The organism is Allobosea sp., assembly GCF_035944895.1.
In the GTDB taxonomy this organism is placed as follows: Bacteria; Pseudomonadota; Alphaproteobacteria; order Rhizobiales; family Beijerinckiaceae; genus Allobosea.
On sequence record NZ_DASZAT010000010.1, the window covers coordinates 252,360 to 267,049 of the forward strand.

General features: G+C 66.8%; 16 protein-coding genes. 6 read left to right on the forward strand and 10 right to left on the reverse strand.

Annotation, left to right across the window (positions count from 1 at the left end):
- Positions 1-196 precede the first annotated feature (196 nt).
- Positions 197-1,030 carry a prephenate dehydrogenase gene (locus VGV58_RS16805; protein WP_326875177.1) on the forward strand — a complete coding sequence of 278 codons (834 nt, stop codon included), beginning with the start codon at positions 197-199 and terminating at the stop codon, positions 1,028-1,030.
- Positions 1,031-1,187: 157 nt separating this feature from the next.
- On the opposite strand, the gene VGV58_RS16810 is transcribed toward VGV58_RS16805, so the two are convergent.
- Positions 1,188-2,120, reverse strand: coding sequence for a LysR substrate-binding domain-containing protein (locus VGV58_RS16810; RefSeq protein WP_326875178.1), 933 nt, complete (start codon positions 2,118-2,120; stop codon positions 1,188-1,190).
- A 93-nt stretch (positions 2,121-2,213) separates the two neighbouring features.
- Between VGV58_RS16810 and VGV58_RS16815 the strand changes: the two genes are divergently transcribed.
- A complete protein-coding gene (locus VGV58_RS16815) occupies positions 2,214-3,107 on the forward strand; it encodes a DMT family transporter (protein WP_326875179.1) in 894 nt (297 codons plus the stop codon).
- 321 nt (positions 3,108-3,428) lie between these two features.
- Positions 3,429-3,764, forward strand: a complete 336-nt coding sequence (locus VGV58_RS16820) for a cupin domain-containing protein (RefSeq protein ID WP_326875180.1) — start codon at positions 3,429-3,431, stop codon at positions 3,762-3,764.
- A 90-nt stretch (positions 3,765-3,854) separates the two neighbouring features.
- Here VGV58_RS16820 and VGV58_RS16825 read toward each other — a convergent pair whose 3' ends face one another.
- The 5 genes from VGV58_RS16825 to VGV58_RS16845 all read right to left on the reverse strand — a co-directional run bounded on the left by VGV58_RS16825 (position 3,855) and on the right by VGV58_RS16845 (position 7,864).
- Positions 3,855-4,346, reverse strand: coding sequence for an SRPBCC family protein (locus VGV58_RS16825; protein WP_326875181.1), 492 nt, complete (start codon positions 4,344-4,346; stop codon positions 3,855-3,857).
- A complete protein-coding gene (locus VGV58_RS16830) occupies positions 4,343-4,714 on the reverse strand; it encodes an ArsR/SmtB family transcription factor (protein WP_326875182.1) in 372 nt (123 codons plus the stop codon). The genes VGV58_RS16825 and VGV58_RS16830 overlap by 4 nt, the downstream gene beginning before the upstream one ends.
- Positions 4,715-5,023: 309 nt before the next feature.
- Positions 5,024-5,821, reverse strand: a complete 798-nt coding sequence (locus tag VGV58_RS16835) for an inositol monophosphatase family protein (RefSeq protein WP_326875183.1) — start codon at positions 5,819-5,821, stop codon at positions 5,024-5,026.
- 34 nt (positions 5,822-5,855) lie between these two features.
- Positions 5,856-6,389, reverse strand: coding sequence for a hypothetical protein (locus tag VGV58_RS16840; protein ID WP_326875184.1), 534 nt, complete (start codon positions 6,387-6,389; stop codon positions 5,856-5,858).
- A gap of 218 nt (positions 6,390-6,607) precedes the next feature.
- Complete coding sequence (locus VGV58_RS16845) at positions 6,608-7,864, reverse strand: cyclopropane-fatty-acyl-phospholipid synthase family protein (protein WP_326875185.1); 1,257 nt, start codon at positions 7,862-7,864, stop codon at positions 6,608-6,610.
- Between the two features lie 146 nt (positions 7,865-8,010).
- Here VGV58_RS16845 and VGV58_RS16850 point away from each other — a divergent pair, with 146 nt between their 5' ends.
- Entirely contained in the window at positions 8,011-8,724 is a 714-nt protein-coding gene (locus tag VGV58_RS16850) for a class I SAM-dependent methyltransferase (protein WP_326875186.1), read from the forward strand.
- Complete coding sequence (locus tag VGV58_RS16855) at positions 8,721-9,233, forward strand: anthrone oxygenase family protein (RefSeq protein WP_326875187.1); 513 nt, start codon at positions 8,721-8,723, stop codon at positions 9,231-9,233. Before VGV58_RS16850 ends, VGV58_RS16855 begins: the two co-directional genes overlap by 4 nt.
- Here the strand turns inward: VGV58_RS16855 and VGV58_RS16860 are convergent, their stop codons facing one another.
- The 3 genes from VGV58_RS16860 to zigA are packed head-to-tail and all read right to left on the reverse strand — an operon-like array spanning position 9,234 to position 12,232.
- On the reverse strand, positions 9,234-9,638 hold the full coding sequence (locus VGV58_RS16860) for a GtrA family protein (RefSeq protein ID WP_326875188.1): 405 nt from the start codon (positions 9,636-9,638) through the stop codon (positions 9,234-9,236).
- Between the two features lie 45 nt (positions 9,639-9,683).
- Positions 9,684-10,982 carry a YncE family protein gene (locus VGV58_RS16865; protein WP_326875189.1) on the reverse strand — a complete coding sequence of 433 codons (1,299 nt, stop codon included), beginning with the start codon at positions 10,980-10,982 and terminating at the stop codon, positions 9,684-9,686.
- 35 nt (positions 10,983-11,017) lie between these two features.
- The gene (gene zigA, locus VGV58_RS16870; protein WP_326875190.1) at positions 11,018-12,232 is read right to left on the reverse strand and encodes a zinc metallochaperone GTPase ZigA; all 1,215 of its coding nucleotides are present in this window, start codon (positions 12,230-12,232) and stop codon (positions 11,018-11,020) included.
- 142 nt (positions 12,233-12,374) lie between these two features.
- Here zigA and VGV58_RS16875 point away from each other — a divergent pair, with 142 nt between their 5' ends.
- Positions 12,375-13,757: an amidohydrolase family protein gene (locus tag VGV58_RS16875; protein ID WP_326875191.1), complete on the forward strand. Its 1,383-nt coding sequence runs from the start codon at positions 12,375-12,377 to the stop codon at positions 13,755-13,757.
- Between the two features lies 1 nt (position 13,758).
- Here the strand turns inward: VGV58_RS16875 and VGV58_RS16880 are convergent, their stop codons facing one another.
- Complete coding sequence (locus tag VGV58_RS16880; protein WP_326875192.1) at positions 13,759-14,643, reverse strand: LysR family transcriptional regulator; 885 nt, start codon at positions 14,641-14,643, stop codon at positions 13,759-13,761.
- Positions 14,644-14,690: the final 47 nt, after the last annotated feature.

Sequence of the window (14,690 nt, forward strand, 5' to 3'; positions counted from 1 at the left end):
GGCGCCCAATCCGAGCAAGGTTGACAGCCCGGCCCGCCCGCGCTCTAAGCGGGCCATGACTGGTCCCTGCCTGCTCGCCCGCAACTATTACGCCCCGTCCTCATAGAGGCGGTGGCATTTTCATGTCTCAACCGCCGCGCTGGCGGTTGAAATCAGGCAGTCACCCGGCATCGCGGCCCCTCCAGAGGACCACGCGATGCTTGCCCCGAACAAGACCAATCCCTCCGTCGGCCTGATGGGCTTTGGCGCCTTTGGCCGCCTGATCGCCCGCCATCTCAAGCCGCATTGCCGCTTGCTGGTCTTCGACCCGGCATTGCCGGCCGATGCCGCCTCAAGCGGGATCATCGCCGCCGATCCGGCCGAGATCGCCGCCTGCGATATCGTCATCCTCGCCGTGCCGGTCGCGGCTCTTTCGGAGGCGATCGCCACCCTGCGCCCACATCTGCGCGCCGGCGCGATCGTCGTCGATGTCGGCTCGGTCAAGATCGGCCCGGCCACGACCATGCTCGCCGAGCTGCCCGAGGACGTCGAGATCGTCGGCACCCATCCGCTCTTCGGCCCGCAGAGCGGCCGCGACGGCATTGCCGGCCTGAAGATCGCGATCTGCCCGATCCGCGGCGCCAGCGCCTGGCGCATCGCCGCCTTCCTGCGCCGCGTGCTTGGTCTCAAGGTGATCATGACGACGCCGGAGGCTCACGATCGCGAGGCGGCGCTGGTCCAGGGCCTGACTCATCTCATCGCCAAGATCCTGGTCCGGATGGAGCCCCTGCCCCGCCGCATGACCACGGCGAGCTTCGATCTCCTGATGCGTGCGACCGAGATGGTCCGCCATGACAGCCCGGCGGTCTTCATGGCAATCGAGCAGGCCAACCCGCATGCCCGGCCGGTGCGCGACCGCTTCTTCGCGCTGGCCGAGGAGATGCGGGCGCATCTCGATCGCTCGACCATTGATGGCACCAGCCCTCAGCCGACGCCGGAACCGCAACGCGCCCTCTCCCCCCTTGTGGGGGAGAGCTGGAGAGGGGGGTAGTCAGCCGTGCGGGGAAAGATTTGCTCCATGGTCGAAACCTCCCCGAGAAGGGCAGCGCCCTGCATACCCCCCTCCCAACCCTCCCCCACAAGGAGGGAGGGCTGCGCCTCTGCCGGTAACCTGTCGCCAAGCCGAAACGATCTGATCCGAGCGGCCGCTAAATCGCCTTCGCCTCGGTCCTCAGGAAGCCAGCGAGCTTGCCCGCCGGCAGCCCGGCTTCGTGTGCGATCCTTGTCGCCAATGCCACCGCCGCCGGGCGTGGCTGGCCCATCGGCCGGTCGAGCCAGTAGGAGACCGGGTTCAGCGCCGTGCGCTGGTCGACCCTGACGATCCGCCCGGCATCGACCTGCGCCTGCGCCAGAGGTGGGCGCGACAGCGCCACGCCGAGCCCGCTGGCTGCAGCGTCGAGCACGAGATTGTAGTCCTCGAAGCGCCGATCCTGCTGGCGCGGCCGGAAATCGAGCCCCTGCGCATTGAACCAGGCGCGCCAGCCGGCGGCGTCCGAATCATGGATCAGCGGCTGGTCGAGGAAGCGCTCCGGCCTGCCCTCGCCGATCGCCTTGGCCAGCTCCGGCGAGGCGACCGGATAGCACCACTCCTCGAAGAGCTGCACCGAAACCCTGCCCGGCGTACCGCCGCGGCCGCAGCGAATGGCGAGGTCGATGCCCTCCTCTTCAAGGTCGACCTTGCGATGGTCGACCTGCAGCATGATCCGCACGGCAGGGTCGCCGCTCTCCAGACGCTGCCAGCGCGGCATCAGCCAGAGCGAGCAGACCGATGGCGTCGCGCTGAAACGCACCACCGCCGTGCCGCGCGGCTCGCTCCAGCGATCCGACGAATCGGCGAAGACCGAGAAGGCCTCCTGCGTGCGCTGGAACAGCCGCTGCCCCTCCGGCGTCAGCGCGACGCCGCGTGCCTGGCGCTCGAAAACCCGCAGGCCGAGCCAATGCTCGAGCTTGGCGACCTGCCGCGAGACCGCGCCATGCGTCAGGTTGAGCGCCTCGGCCGCAGCCGAGAAGCTGCCGGAGCGGGCAGCGGCCTCGAAGGCGCGCAGCGTGTCGAGTGGTGGAAGCGGCGAGCTGTGATCCATACTCACAGCTCGTCATTGAATTACTCGTTTGTCAATCAGCTCACCGAGGCGCTTATCGGAGGGGAACCGTCATTCGCCCGAAAGAGGCCCGTCATGACAACCGTCCCCTCGGCCACCCGGCCCGGCTCCACCCTCGACGCCATGCTGCTCTTCACCATCCCCTTCACCGTGATCGCCTGGGCCTCGTCCTTCCCGGCGATCCGGGCCGGCCTTGCGGGCTTCGGCGCGCTCGAACTGGCCGCCTTGCGTTTTGCCATCGCCGGCGTATTCGCGGCGCTCTTCCTCGCCGTGACGCGCCCGAAGCTGCCCGAACGCGCCGACATCTGGCGCTTCCTCACCGGCGGCATCGTCTTCATCGCGCTCTATGCGATCTTCCTCAATCTCGGCCAGCGCGTCGTCCCGGCCGGTGCGGCGAGCTTCATCATCAACACCAATCCGATCATGACGGCGGCGCTCGCCATGCTGGTCCTGAACGAGCGTTTCAGCGCCCTCGCCTGGGCTGGCACGGCGCTGGCCTTCGCCGGCATCGGCGTGATCGCTCTCGGCAACGGGCTCGATCTCAATATCGGCGTCAGCGTCCTGCTGATCCTCGGCGCCGCCCTGTGCAATTCGGTCTCGACCGTGGTGCAGAAGCCACTCTTTGCCCGCCACAGGCCGCTCACCGTCGCAGCCTGGAACATGACGCTCGGCGGCCTCGCGCTCACGCCCTTCCTGCCCGGCGCGCTCGAGCAGTTGCCGGCCGCCCCGGCGCAGGCGATCTGGTCGGTGGTCTGGCTCGCTCTGGTCTCCAGTGTCGTCGCCTACGGCACCTGGGCGATCACCCTGTCGCGCCTACCGGCCGCCCGCGCCGCCAACTTCCAGTACTGCGTGCCCCCGGCGGCGATGCTGATCAGCTTCCTCTGGCTCGGCGAGGTCCCGACCGCGCTCGGCCTGATCGGCGGCGCCATGGCGCTGGCCGGCGTGGTCCTCGTCAACCTGAAGCGGTGAACCCATCGTCATTCTCGGGCGGCGCACAGCGCCGACCCGGGAATCCCATGACGAGAAGGCGCCGGCCGGAGCCTCCTCCGGCCTGAGATGCTCGGGTCAAGCCCAAGCATGAGGTGCCTTCACTGACCGCCCTGCGCTCCCACCTGGCTCGCTTCGATCCCCAAGATCATTGCCGGCGCAGGCGGTCGACACGGTCTCCCGTCACGCGTCCTCCGCCGAGATATCCTGGCGCAGAGATAATTATCTTGACGGAAAGATATCTCTCGGCTAGATATCTTTTCGTCAAGATAAATCGATCCGCGATCAGCCAGGGAGGCAGCTATGTTCAACGTCCTTCGGTCCGAAGATCAGCAGCGCGGCGCCAATCGCACGGTGCGTTTCGAGGGTGAGAAGCTCGGCGGCCCGGTCTCGTTCTTCATCGTCGACGCCGAGCCCGGCCAGGGCTCGATGCTGCACGTCCACCCCTATTCCGAGACCTGGATCGTCCGGAAGGGCGAGGCCGAGTTCACTGTCGGCGGCGAACGGACGCGCGGCTATCCCGGCGACGTCGTCGTCGCCGCCGCGGACATCCCACACCGTTTCGAAAATGTCGGCGATGGCCGGCTGGAACTGATCTGCGTCCACCCGAACGGGCGGATCCTGCAGCAGAACCTCTGACGGTCACCGAGATGGCACGCCCGGGGCGGCACGCGCTTTTCAGCGGGACAACGCCCCGGGGATCTTTGCAGCCATGATCAGCCAGGCGCGTCAGGCCTGGAGACGCCCGGCCTTGATGTACTCGACCATCTGGCCGACCACCGTGCCCCAGCCCTCGTGGAAACCCATCTCCTCGTGCTGCTTGCGGCTGGCATCGTTGCCATGGATGGCGACGGCCCGATAATGCGTGCCGCTGCCGTCCCGGGCGAGGTCGAGGATGGCGGTGAAGAACGGGTTCGGCGCTGGCCGATAGCCGCCGAGAAGCGTGTCGGTCATGACCAGCCGCTCCAGCGGCTTCACCTCGAGATAGCATTGGGTGTTGGGATATTCCTCGCCCTCGGGCGAGCGCATGGTGAAGTTGATCGCGCCGCCGGGGCGCAGATCGAGATCGCAGGCGGTGATCAGCCACGGCTTGGGCGCGAACCAGTTGCGCAGGTGCTCCGGCGTCGTCCAGGCACGCCAGACCAGCTCGACCGGGACATCGAGCTTGCGTTCGAGCACCAGGTCGAGTTCGGGATTGATCGTGATCGCAGGCAAGGTCATTTGCTCTCCTCTTCCTTCAGGCTCATGACATAGGCGTCGAAGCGGTCGAGCCGGCGCGTCCACAGATTGCGCTGGCGTCCGAGCCAGTCCTCGGCGAGCTTCAACTGATCGGCGGCCAGCTCGTAGGTCCGGACGCGCCCGGCCTTGTGCGAGCGCACCAGGCCGCTGGTCTCGAGCACCTTCAGATGCTCGACGAAGGATGGCAGGGCCATCTTGTAGGGCGCAGCGAGCTCGCTCACCGAGGCCGGCCGCGACGTCAGGCGCTCCAGCACATTGCGCCGCGTCGGGTCCGACAGCGCCCGGAAGATCTGATCCACGATGACGGCATTGGCCGCATGCGGTGTGGGTGAGCCGATTTGCGGTGTCATGGTGTCGCCCTTCGGCCCCTGCGCCGGAGGCATTGATAGGCGGACTTAATACTTAGGTCAATTCCTTAGTTTTGAAACGCAGCTATTGGGGCTTCGCCTCGGCATGTGTTGAGGAACCGCGCCGGAGACCCCTCTCCTGGAAGGAGAGGGGTAGGGGTTTCGTGGCGAAAGGACTGTTGCGGGTCCGGAGAGCACGCTCCGCAAAAGTGCGATCCACTTTTTGCGATCAGATGATGCCCCATCGGGAGGCAACCAGCAGCAAGCCTCGCGGTGGTGAGCCGGCGGGGCTCGTTTTCTCGTCAGCCTGTCTCAGGCCTCAGCGAACAGCCGCCGCTGCAATTCGTCCCAGAGCTCCGGCGTTTGCGCCGCCAGGATGCCGAAGCCCTGTTCGGCCGGCCTGTAGGGGCTCCCGTCGAAACGCGCCGCCCGGCCGCCCGCCTCTTCGAGGAAGAGCGTGCCCGGCGCATGGTCCCAGGGCAATCCGCGCCAGAACATGACGAAATGCTGCTCGCCACGCACGATCGCGGGATATTCCTCGCCGGCGCAATGCATCCCCGGCGTGATGGCGGCAAGATCGCGGCCATTGGCCTGCACCCGCGCTGTGATCTCGGCGGGCAGGAAACGGGTCAGCACGCCGCCGCGCAGCGCGCTCCACGGTGGCGCCCGCCCGACCCGGACGCGTTCGCCATCGATCCAGGCGCCGGAGCCGCGCTCGGCAACGTGGATCGCCCCGGTCGCCGGGCTCAGCATCCAGGAGGCTACGGGCTCGCCCTCGCGCAGCAGCGCCACCATCATCGAGAAGCACGGGCTGCCCTTGACGAAATTGGCGGTGCCATCGACCGGATCGACCACGAAGACGGTGCCCTCGCCCAGCCCCTGCAACAGCTCCGGCCGGGCCGAGACCGCCTCCTCGCCGATCACCCGCGATCCCGGCAGCAGCTCAGGCAGGCGGACATCGAGCAGCCGCTCCGCCTCCTCATCGGCAATCGTGACCTCCTCGCCCGGCGATTTCACCCGGACTTCCGTCTCACCCAGCTTCCGGAAGCGCGGCATCACCACTTCAGCCGCGACCTCGCGCAGCAGATCCGAGACCTGTTCGATCAGCATGGTCGAGCTGCTCCCGAAATCCAGATGTTCGCCATCATTGCAGGAAACCCGCCTGGACGAGCTGCCGCGAGAGATCGGCCGAGACGCGCTCGACGCCGAGTTCGGTCGGCCCTGCTCGCCAGACCCGCTTGTCCGCGTCTCCGGTCAGCACGATCTCAGTCACAACCTGGCGGGTCAGCGGCGCTGCCGCGAATGCTTCGACCATGCCGCGCAGCATCGTTGCGGAAGGCATGCTGTCGGCGCCTCCGATCTCGTTCGCCCCAGCACGAGCCCTCAACTGCTGAAGTCCGGGCACGGCATCCGGCACCGCACATGCGAGTCCGACCCTCGCCAGATGAGAACCGGTCGGCAATTGCGCCCCGATATGGGCTGCCTGCGCGTGGCACCGGACGCGCTTGCCAGCCTCGACCATGAGCCGCGCGAACAGCTTCAGTTGCTCCTTGCTGGCGCCGGCCGGAGGCCTCGACATGGCATGTTTGAGAGTCCAGCCGATCGGATCGGCGGTCCGCTTCAGGTCGATATAGTTGATCCCGCCGTTCGAAGCGCCCCATTCGCGCTGCAGGCGCAAAGCGCTCGTCCGGTCGTAGTTGAGCCAGGTCCGATAGTAGAGCTCCGCGGTCTGTTCCGCCGTGAGCGGCGAAGCCTGAGCCGCCGCACCGCAAACACCACCGGCCCAGATCATGCAGATCAACAGGAGTTTCGGCAGATGGCTTATCGGTCTCGTCACAAGCCGTCTTCGTGTCGAGACCAGTCTGATGCGAGGGCCGACAGGATTCGACGGCACCGTCAAAATCCCCTCGCCTCCAACTCTGCTTCCGCCTCGGTGATATAGTCCCGGATCACCGGCACGGCGCTCTTGTGCGGGCCGAGCAGCAACTGGAAGACCATGTCGCCGCCGATGTCGAAGGAGATCGAGCAGGCGGAGAGGTAGAACTCCCACATCCTTGCAAAGCGCTCGCCCAGCATCGTCACTACCTCCGGCCGATGCGCCATGAAGCGCTCGCGCCAGGCTTCCAGCGTCCAGTGATAGTGGCGGCGCCAGAACTCGCAGTCCGAGTGCCAGAGGCCGGTCTGCTCGACAGCGGCGAAGACCTCCGACAGCGCCGGGGCATAGCCGCCGGGGAAGATGTACTTGTCGAAGAACGGACCGGTGAAGCCGGGGGGGCCGACGCGGCCGATGCAGTGGACGAGCGCGATGCCATCGGGGGTCAGGAGGTCGCGAATCTTCTCGAAATATTCGAGGTAATGCGCAACGCCGACATGCTCCATCATGCCGACCGAGACGACGCGGTCGAAGCTCCCGGTCAGCTCGCGATAATCCTTGTTGATGAAGCTGACGGCATCGCCGACGCCGGCCGCCTCGGCCCGCTTCTGCGCCGCCGCCATCTGGTCGGGCGAGACGTTGAGGCCGGTCACCTTCGCTCCGCAGGCCTTGGCGAGGTAGATCGACAGCTCGCCCCAGCCCGAGCCGATGTCGAGCACGCGCATGCCGGGCTCGATCTTCAGCTTGGCGGCGAGATGCCGGAGCTTGGCCTTCTGCGCGTTCTCGAGGCCAACCTCGGGGCTGTGCCAATAGGCACAGGAATAGGTCATCGTCTCGTCGAGCCAGAGCCGGTAGAACTCGGTCGGGATGTCGTAGTGGTGCTTGACCTTCTTGCCGGCGACGCCGAGCGGGTTGTGCATCCGCCAGCGCCGGATCTTGAAGCGCATCTTGCGGATCGCCGCCTGCAGCGGGTGCTTGCGCAGTTCGCCGCGCTGAATCCAGAACAGCGTCAGCAAATCGTGGATGGTCGAGCCGTCCTCGAACTCGATGCGCTGGTCCATATAGCCTTCGGCCAGTGCGAGCTCGGGATTGAGGAAGAGCTCGCGCTCGATCTTGGTGTCCTTGAAGCGCACCGTCACCTCGCCAGCGACGACGGGTTTGCCGGCGAAGACGAATTCGGTCCGCCCCGGCCCGAAGACATGCCGCTGCCCGTCCGGCGCGATCACGGTCAGGCGCCCCTTGCGGATCGAGCGCTTCAGCAGTTTCGGCAACAGCAGCATGGTCGGGCAGGCTCCGGTCGGTCGCGCGCAAGCTATTGGCTCAGCAGCCGTGCCGTAAACCCCGCATGCAATCAACCTGCTCTGCACGCGCAGCGCAGCCATGCTAAGGGCTAGCCGCGAAGGCGCCCCCTCGAAACGGAGACCCGATGTCCTGGCGTGATTTCTGGAACGGCGAGCACGCGATCTACGTCTCGGATCGCCACAAGGCCCTGCATTATCGCCGCATCGCGCAGGATATCGCCGCCGCAGTCCCCTCAAAGGACGCCGCCGTGCTCGATGTCGGCTGCGGCGAGGCGCTCTCGGCCGATCTCGTCGCTAGCGCTTGCGGGAAGCTGATCCTGTGCGAAGCCGCCTCGACGGTCCGCGAGAAATTAAGAGCCCGCTTCGGCAGGCTCGCCAATCTCTCTGTCGTGTCGCCAGAAGAGGTCGAGGCCATGCCGGATGATTCGCTCGACCTCGTCGTCGCCAATTCGCTGATCCAGTATCTGAAGGAGGACGAGTTGAAGCCGGCGCTGGCGACCTGGCTCGCCAAGCTCAAGCCCGGCGGCGAACTCATTCTCGCCGATGTGATCCCGCCCGATCTCTCGCCTTTGACCGACGCGACCGAATTGCTCGGCTTCGCCTGGCGCGGCGGCTTCTTCGTCGCTGCGCTCGGCGGCCTCGTGCGCACCGTCTTCTCGGATTATCGCAAGCTGCGGGCGCAATACGGCCTCTCAACCTATAGCGCCGTCGGCATCACCGCGCTGGTCGAGGCCGCCGGCTTCACGGGCGTCACGCGCCGCACGAATTTCGGCCATAACCCGCATCGTATGGCCTTCTCGGCCAGGAAGCAGGCTACGCCGGAGGCTCCGACGCCATGACCTCGCTCGCGCTCGCCTTCACCGTCGTCACATTGGCTTTGGCCGGCGCCATGGCCGGCTTCTTCTATGCCTATTCGATGTCGGTGATGTGGGCGCTGGATGCGGTCGACCCGAAAGCCGCGATCGCCGCGATGCAGAGCATCAACATCGTCGTGCGCAACGCCATCTTCTTCCCGGCCTTCTTCGGCACGCCGGTGGTGGCGCTCGTGGCCGCGGGTCTCTGGCGCGCGCAGGGCGCGAGCAATGTCGCGCTGCTGCTGGCGCTTGGAGCCATCGTCTATCTGATCGGCACCTTCCTGGTCACAATCGTGCTTAACATCCCAATGAACGAAAGGCTGGCCCGGACGAATATCCCAGCGGAGGTCGAAGCCGCCCGCACGATCTGGGAGGCTTATTCGATCCCGTGGACGCTCTGGAATCACATCCGCACGGCATCGAGCTTTGCGACACTCGTGCTCACCGGCTGGGCGCTCTACCTCGCCGGTCGCCACGCTCCGACGTGGAGCTGATCAGGCACTCTCGCGATCGGCGAAGGAGAAGAACTTGTGCCCGGCGAAGGTGAAGACCATCACGATCAGCGTGGTGACCACCTGCATCGGCAGATAGGGCAAGCCGGCGACCTTGACGAAGAGGTGCATCAGCACGCCGGTCAGCAGGAAGCCGCCGAAGGCGATCAGGCCGAAGCGCCAGCTCGCCTCGCCATGGGTGCGCGTCGCCTCGAAGGTGAGCCAGCGGTTCAGCACATAGGAAACGACGCCGCCGAGCACGAAACCGGCCAGCGAGGCCGCAACGGGATCGGCTTCGCCGAGCTCGACCAGGCCGATCAGCAATCCGTAATGTGCGACCGCCGCCATCACGCCCGAAAAGGCATAGGCGATGACCTGGCGCGTATGGCGGGGAAGACGGTTCAGCATCCGGGATGCCTATACCCCGGATGCTGAACGGAAGCCTATGGCTATTCAGCCCGCATCGCTGCCGGCGAGATTGGCCGGCATACCCTCGACCGGCAGGTCGAGCGCCTGCTTCAACGTCTCCAGATTGTATTCGCGCATGCGGCCATTCGTGGGATCGCTGACATAGGCGCTGCCGCCGACGACCGCGAGCGAGGGGGTCGGTGTCTTCGCGCCGTACTGGCAGTCGAAGGCCGGCACGGCGTCGAAGCTGGCGAGCTCCTTCCAGCCGGCGATGTCATAGACCCGGAGCTTGCCGTCCGGCGTCAGATTGGCGAGCCGCCGGCCATTGGCCGAGAGCTCGAACTGGCAGGCTGACTGGCCGCCCGGCACCGGCAGGACGTCCGCTGAGGTTAGCGACTTGGCGGTCGGATCGACCCGGAGCAGCCCGTCATAGGGCGAGGTCTTGCCGTAATTGGCGACCATGAACTTCGCGCCGGCCTTGGCCTTGATCGTGCTCAGCCGGCGCTCGTCGGGATAGGCGAGCTTGTGGGCGCTGAACTTGGCCCCGGCCTGCGACAGCACCAGCATGCCGCCGCCCTCCCCTTCAGCACAGCCGAAGACGTGGCGGCCATCGGCGGCGGCATGGCCGTGATAGAGCTTGCAGGAGGCGTCGGGCTTGGCCGGGTCGTTGAAGCTGGCGAGCTTGCCCCAGCCGCCTTTCGTCCGGTCGAGGATCTCGAAGCCATCAGGCCGCGACGAGGCGCTCTTGTCTTCGCCCTTCACATAGACCGGGTTCGGCACCGACATCAGCCAGCGCCCCTCGCCTAGCGGCACGACGATGCCATGCTGCGGCCCGGGGCTCGGCCATTCCGTCAGCGCCGGCTTGTCCTTGGAAAGGTCGTTGATCGCGACCAGCACCGCCTTCGCCGTGCTCTGCCCGTCCCAGGGGCGGATGCCGTCATAGAACAGTGCGAGCTGGCCATGGCCGGAGATGACATGGGCCGGCTTCTGGCCGGTGAGCGTCAGGTCGAGCAGCTTCACCGGCCCCTTCTCGATGTCGTTGTGGTCGCCATGCGACTCGATCGTCAGGCCGGTGTCGAGGAAGCGGAGCGTGCCGGCATCGTCGCCGGTCTTGACCACCACGAAACGGCCGCCCTGCGCCGTGGCGAAGCCGGGATTAGCCTTGGGCAGGTCGAAGCTGTGGGTGACCTCGCCGGTGTCGAGATCGAGCACGCGCACGACCGGCTTCTCATGGTCGGCGAAGACCAGCCGGCCGCGCAGCACGGCATGGTCATGAGCAAGGGCCGGCAGACTCGACAGCACGGCCGAGATGGCGAGCGAGGACAACAGGGAAAGCGAACGCATCATAGTCTCCAGGGCGGACGGGAAAGGGGGAGGTCTCAGGCAGCGGTCGCGCGGCGCCAGGCCGGGAACGGGTCGGGCAAGTCGCGATAGCGCTCGGGCTTGAAGGCGATGGTCGGCGTCTCGCCGATGAGGCAGGCATCGAGCCCGGCACGGATAGCGCTCTCGTCCATGCCGGCACCAATGAAGACCAGCTCCTGACGGCGGTCGCCCCAGACCGAATGCCAGTGCCGGTTCAGGATGGCGCGCCAGTCCGGATGGTCGGGCCAGCGCGGGCGCGGCACGGCGGCCCACCAGAAGCCCATCGCCTCGGTCCGGCAGATGCTACCTGCGAGCGACATCTCGCCAACCCATTCCGGCCGCGTCGCCAGCCAGAAATGGCCCTTGGCCCGGATCAGCCCCGGCCAGCTCTGCGCCAGGAACGCGTTGAACTTTTCCGGATGGAAGGGCCGGCGCGCCCGGTAGACGAAGGACGAGATGCCGTATTCCTCGGTCTCCGGCACATGGTCTTTGAAGCCGTAGAGCTCCTTGTGCCAGAGCGGGTGCTCTTGCGCCTTCTCATGGTCGAACAAACCGGTATCGAGGATCTGGTCGAGGCTAACGCGGCCGAAATCGGCCTCGATCAATCGTGCATCCGGATTGAGCGCCCGGATCACCAGTCTCGCCTGCGCCACCGCCTCCGGCCCGGCATCGCCGACCTTGTTGAGCACGACGACATCGGCGAATTCGATCTGCTCGACCAGCAGGTCGACCAGCGTGCGCTCGTCGCCCTCGCCGGCCGTCTCGCCGCGCTCGCGCAGGAAATCGCGCGAGCCGTAATCCCTGAGCAGGTTCACCGCATCGACCACCGTCACCATGGTGTCGAGCCGGGCGAGGTCGGAGAGCGAGAAGCCGTCCTCATCGCGGAATTCGAAGGTCGCGGCGATCGGCAGCGGCTCGGCGATGCCGGTGCCCTCGATCAGCAGGTAGTCGAAGCGCCCGTCACGGGCGAGCCGGCCGACCTCGGCCAGGAGATCGTCGCGCAAGGTGCAGCAGATGCAACCATTGCTCATCTCGACCAGCTTCTCGTCGGTGCGCGAGAGATCGCCGCCGCCGGACCGGACGAGATCGGCGTCGATGTTCACTTCGCTCATGTCGTTGACGATGACCGCGACCTTGCGGCCCTGGCGGTTGTTGAGGACGTGGTTGAGCAGCGTCGTCTTGCCGGCGCCGAGAAAGCCGGAAAGCACGGTGACGGGAAGGCGGCCATCCATCTCGGATCTCATATTTTGTTACGTTGTAACATTTCATAGCGAGAGCGAATTGCGGACGCAAGGCTGCCGTGCAGGCACGTCGCTGGCCTTCCACAGCGCGCGCCCTAAGCTCGCCTTCTCATGCGATGGAGGAGCCCGCGCCATGATCGAGATCGACCTCTTGGTGCGCGCCGAATTCCTCTATCCGGTCAGTCCCGGCATGCCGGTGATCCCCGATGGCGAGGTCGCGATCGCGGGCGGGCGCATCCTCCATGCCGGCCCGCGCCAGCCGGAGGGACATTGGGCGCCGGCCCGCACGCTGGATGGTGCCGGGCGGGCCGTCCTGCCCGGCTTCGTCAATTGCCATTCGCATGCCGCGTCACTGGTCTTCCGCAGCCAGACCGACGACCACGCGGCCAAGGGGGCGCTGCTCGAAGTCGCCTTCCGGATGGAGAAGGACATCAGTGAGGACGAGTGGGCGCTATTGGCGGAAGCCGGCTGCGCCGACATGCTCCAGGCCGGCATCACCACGATCAACGACATCTGGTACGCGCCGCACCGGCTCGCCGAAACGGTCGAGTCTTGCGGCCTGCGCGCGCAGATCGCCCACAAGGTCTTCGATGTCCGCTTGCACGAACTCTGGCGCGGCGACTACACGCATCATCCTGACATCGGCGAGAAGCGCCTGCGCGACGGCGTCGCCTTCGCCGAGCGCTGGCATGGCGCCGCCGATGGCCGCATCACCGCGCGCATCGGCACGCACGCCACCGACACCTGCTCGGCCGAGCTACTGAGGACCGCCCGCGCCGAGGCGAACCGGCTCGGCATCGGCATGCACATCCACGCCGCCCAGAGCATCGCCGAGGTCGAGCAGATCAAGGCGGCCCATGGTTGCGGCCCGGTCGAGTTTCTCAGGGACGTCGGCATGCTCGGCCCGGATGTCGTGCTCGCCCACCTCGTCTTCGCCGATACCGGCGATCTCGATGCGGTCGAGGGGAGCGGTGCGGCCTACGCGCATTGCCCGACGATCTATCCACGCCGTGGCCGCTATCCGCCGCTGGAGGACATCATGGCGCGCGGCATTCCGACCGGCTTCGCCACCGACTGGATGCTGAACGACCCGTTCGAAGGCATGCGCAACGCCCTCAACGCCATGCGGCTGCGCCTGGGCAGCCCGACCGCCCTCTCCTGCGCGCAAGCGCTGGAGCTGCACACGATCGGCGCCGCCCGCGTCATGGGTCTTCAGGACGAGATCGGCTCGCTGGAGCCGGGCAAGAAGGCCGACCTGATCATGGTCGACATCGATCGCCCGCACCTCCAGCCCTATTACGGCGACTATGCCGCGCTGGTCTATTACGCACGGGCGAGCGACGTGGTGACCAGCATCATCGACGGCACGATCGTCGTGGAGGATGGCCGCCCGACCCGCATCGACCGCGAGCGGACGATGGCAGGGATCAGGGAGAAGGTGCCGGGCTGGCGCGGAAAACTGGCGGCACTCGGCAGCCGGGCGGTCTTCGGCCCGGGCTGTCCCTGCTGCGGCTGATCTAGTCGGCAGCCGCCGCCGGTTCAGCGATCAGCCTGCGGGTGACATCGCTGGCGATGTCGAGCAGGTCTGCAGCTGCCGGCGTTCGCGTGCCCGACGTCAGCAGGCGCACCTCGATCGGCGGCAGCTCCGGCAGGCCATGCTCGGCGGCGACATCGCGAACCGCGCCCGGCAGGCGGTGACGGGTCCGGACCGAAACACCATGTCCTGCCCCGAGAGCGGCCCACAGGCCCGGAAGGCTCGGCGTCGTCAGCGCCATCCGCCAGCGCAGGCGCTGCCGGTCGAGGGTCTGGAGCGCGGTCTGCCGGAACAGGCAGGGATGGTCGAACAGCACGAGCGGCAGCTCGGTCGAGCCGGGTCGCTGCATGGTCTCGGCAGCCAGCCAGACCAGCGGCAACGTCGCGACATGCGCACCGGCCGTCGATGAACCCGCCTTGAAGAAGGCGAGCGCGACATCGAGCCGGCCGGCCTCCACCTCCTCCTCCAACGCGTAGTTGCGCCCGGCGCGGACTTCGAGATGGGAATTCGGTCGCTGCTGCGAGAACAGCCCCAGCACCTCCGGCATCACGTCCTCGAAAAAGTCCTGCGGCAAGCCGAGGCGCACCGTGGCCGCCCCTGCGCTGTTGCCGACAGCCGCCGCAGCCTCGTCGTTCAGCGCGATGATCTGGCGGGCATAGCTCAGCAGCGCCTCACCGGCCTCGGTCGGCACCAGCCCGCGCCCGTCGCGGCGAAACAGCGGACGCCGCGCCTGCTCCTCCAGCTTCTTGAGCTGCATGCTGACCGCCGATTGCGACCGGCCGAGTTGCGTCGCAGCGCGGGCGAAGCTGCCGAGTTCGACACCGACCACCATGGCCCGCAGCGCATCCATATCGAAATTCGCCGACATCGACCCGAATTCCTGAAGTCAGACTTACAATCATTTCGTTATTCGGA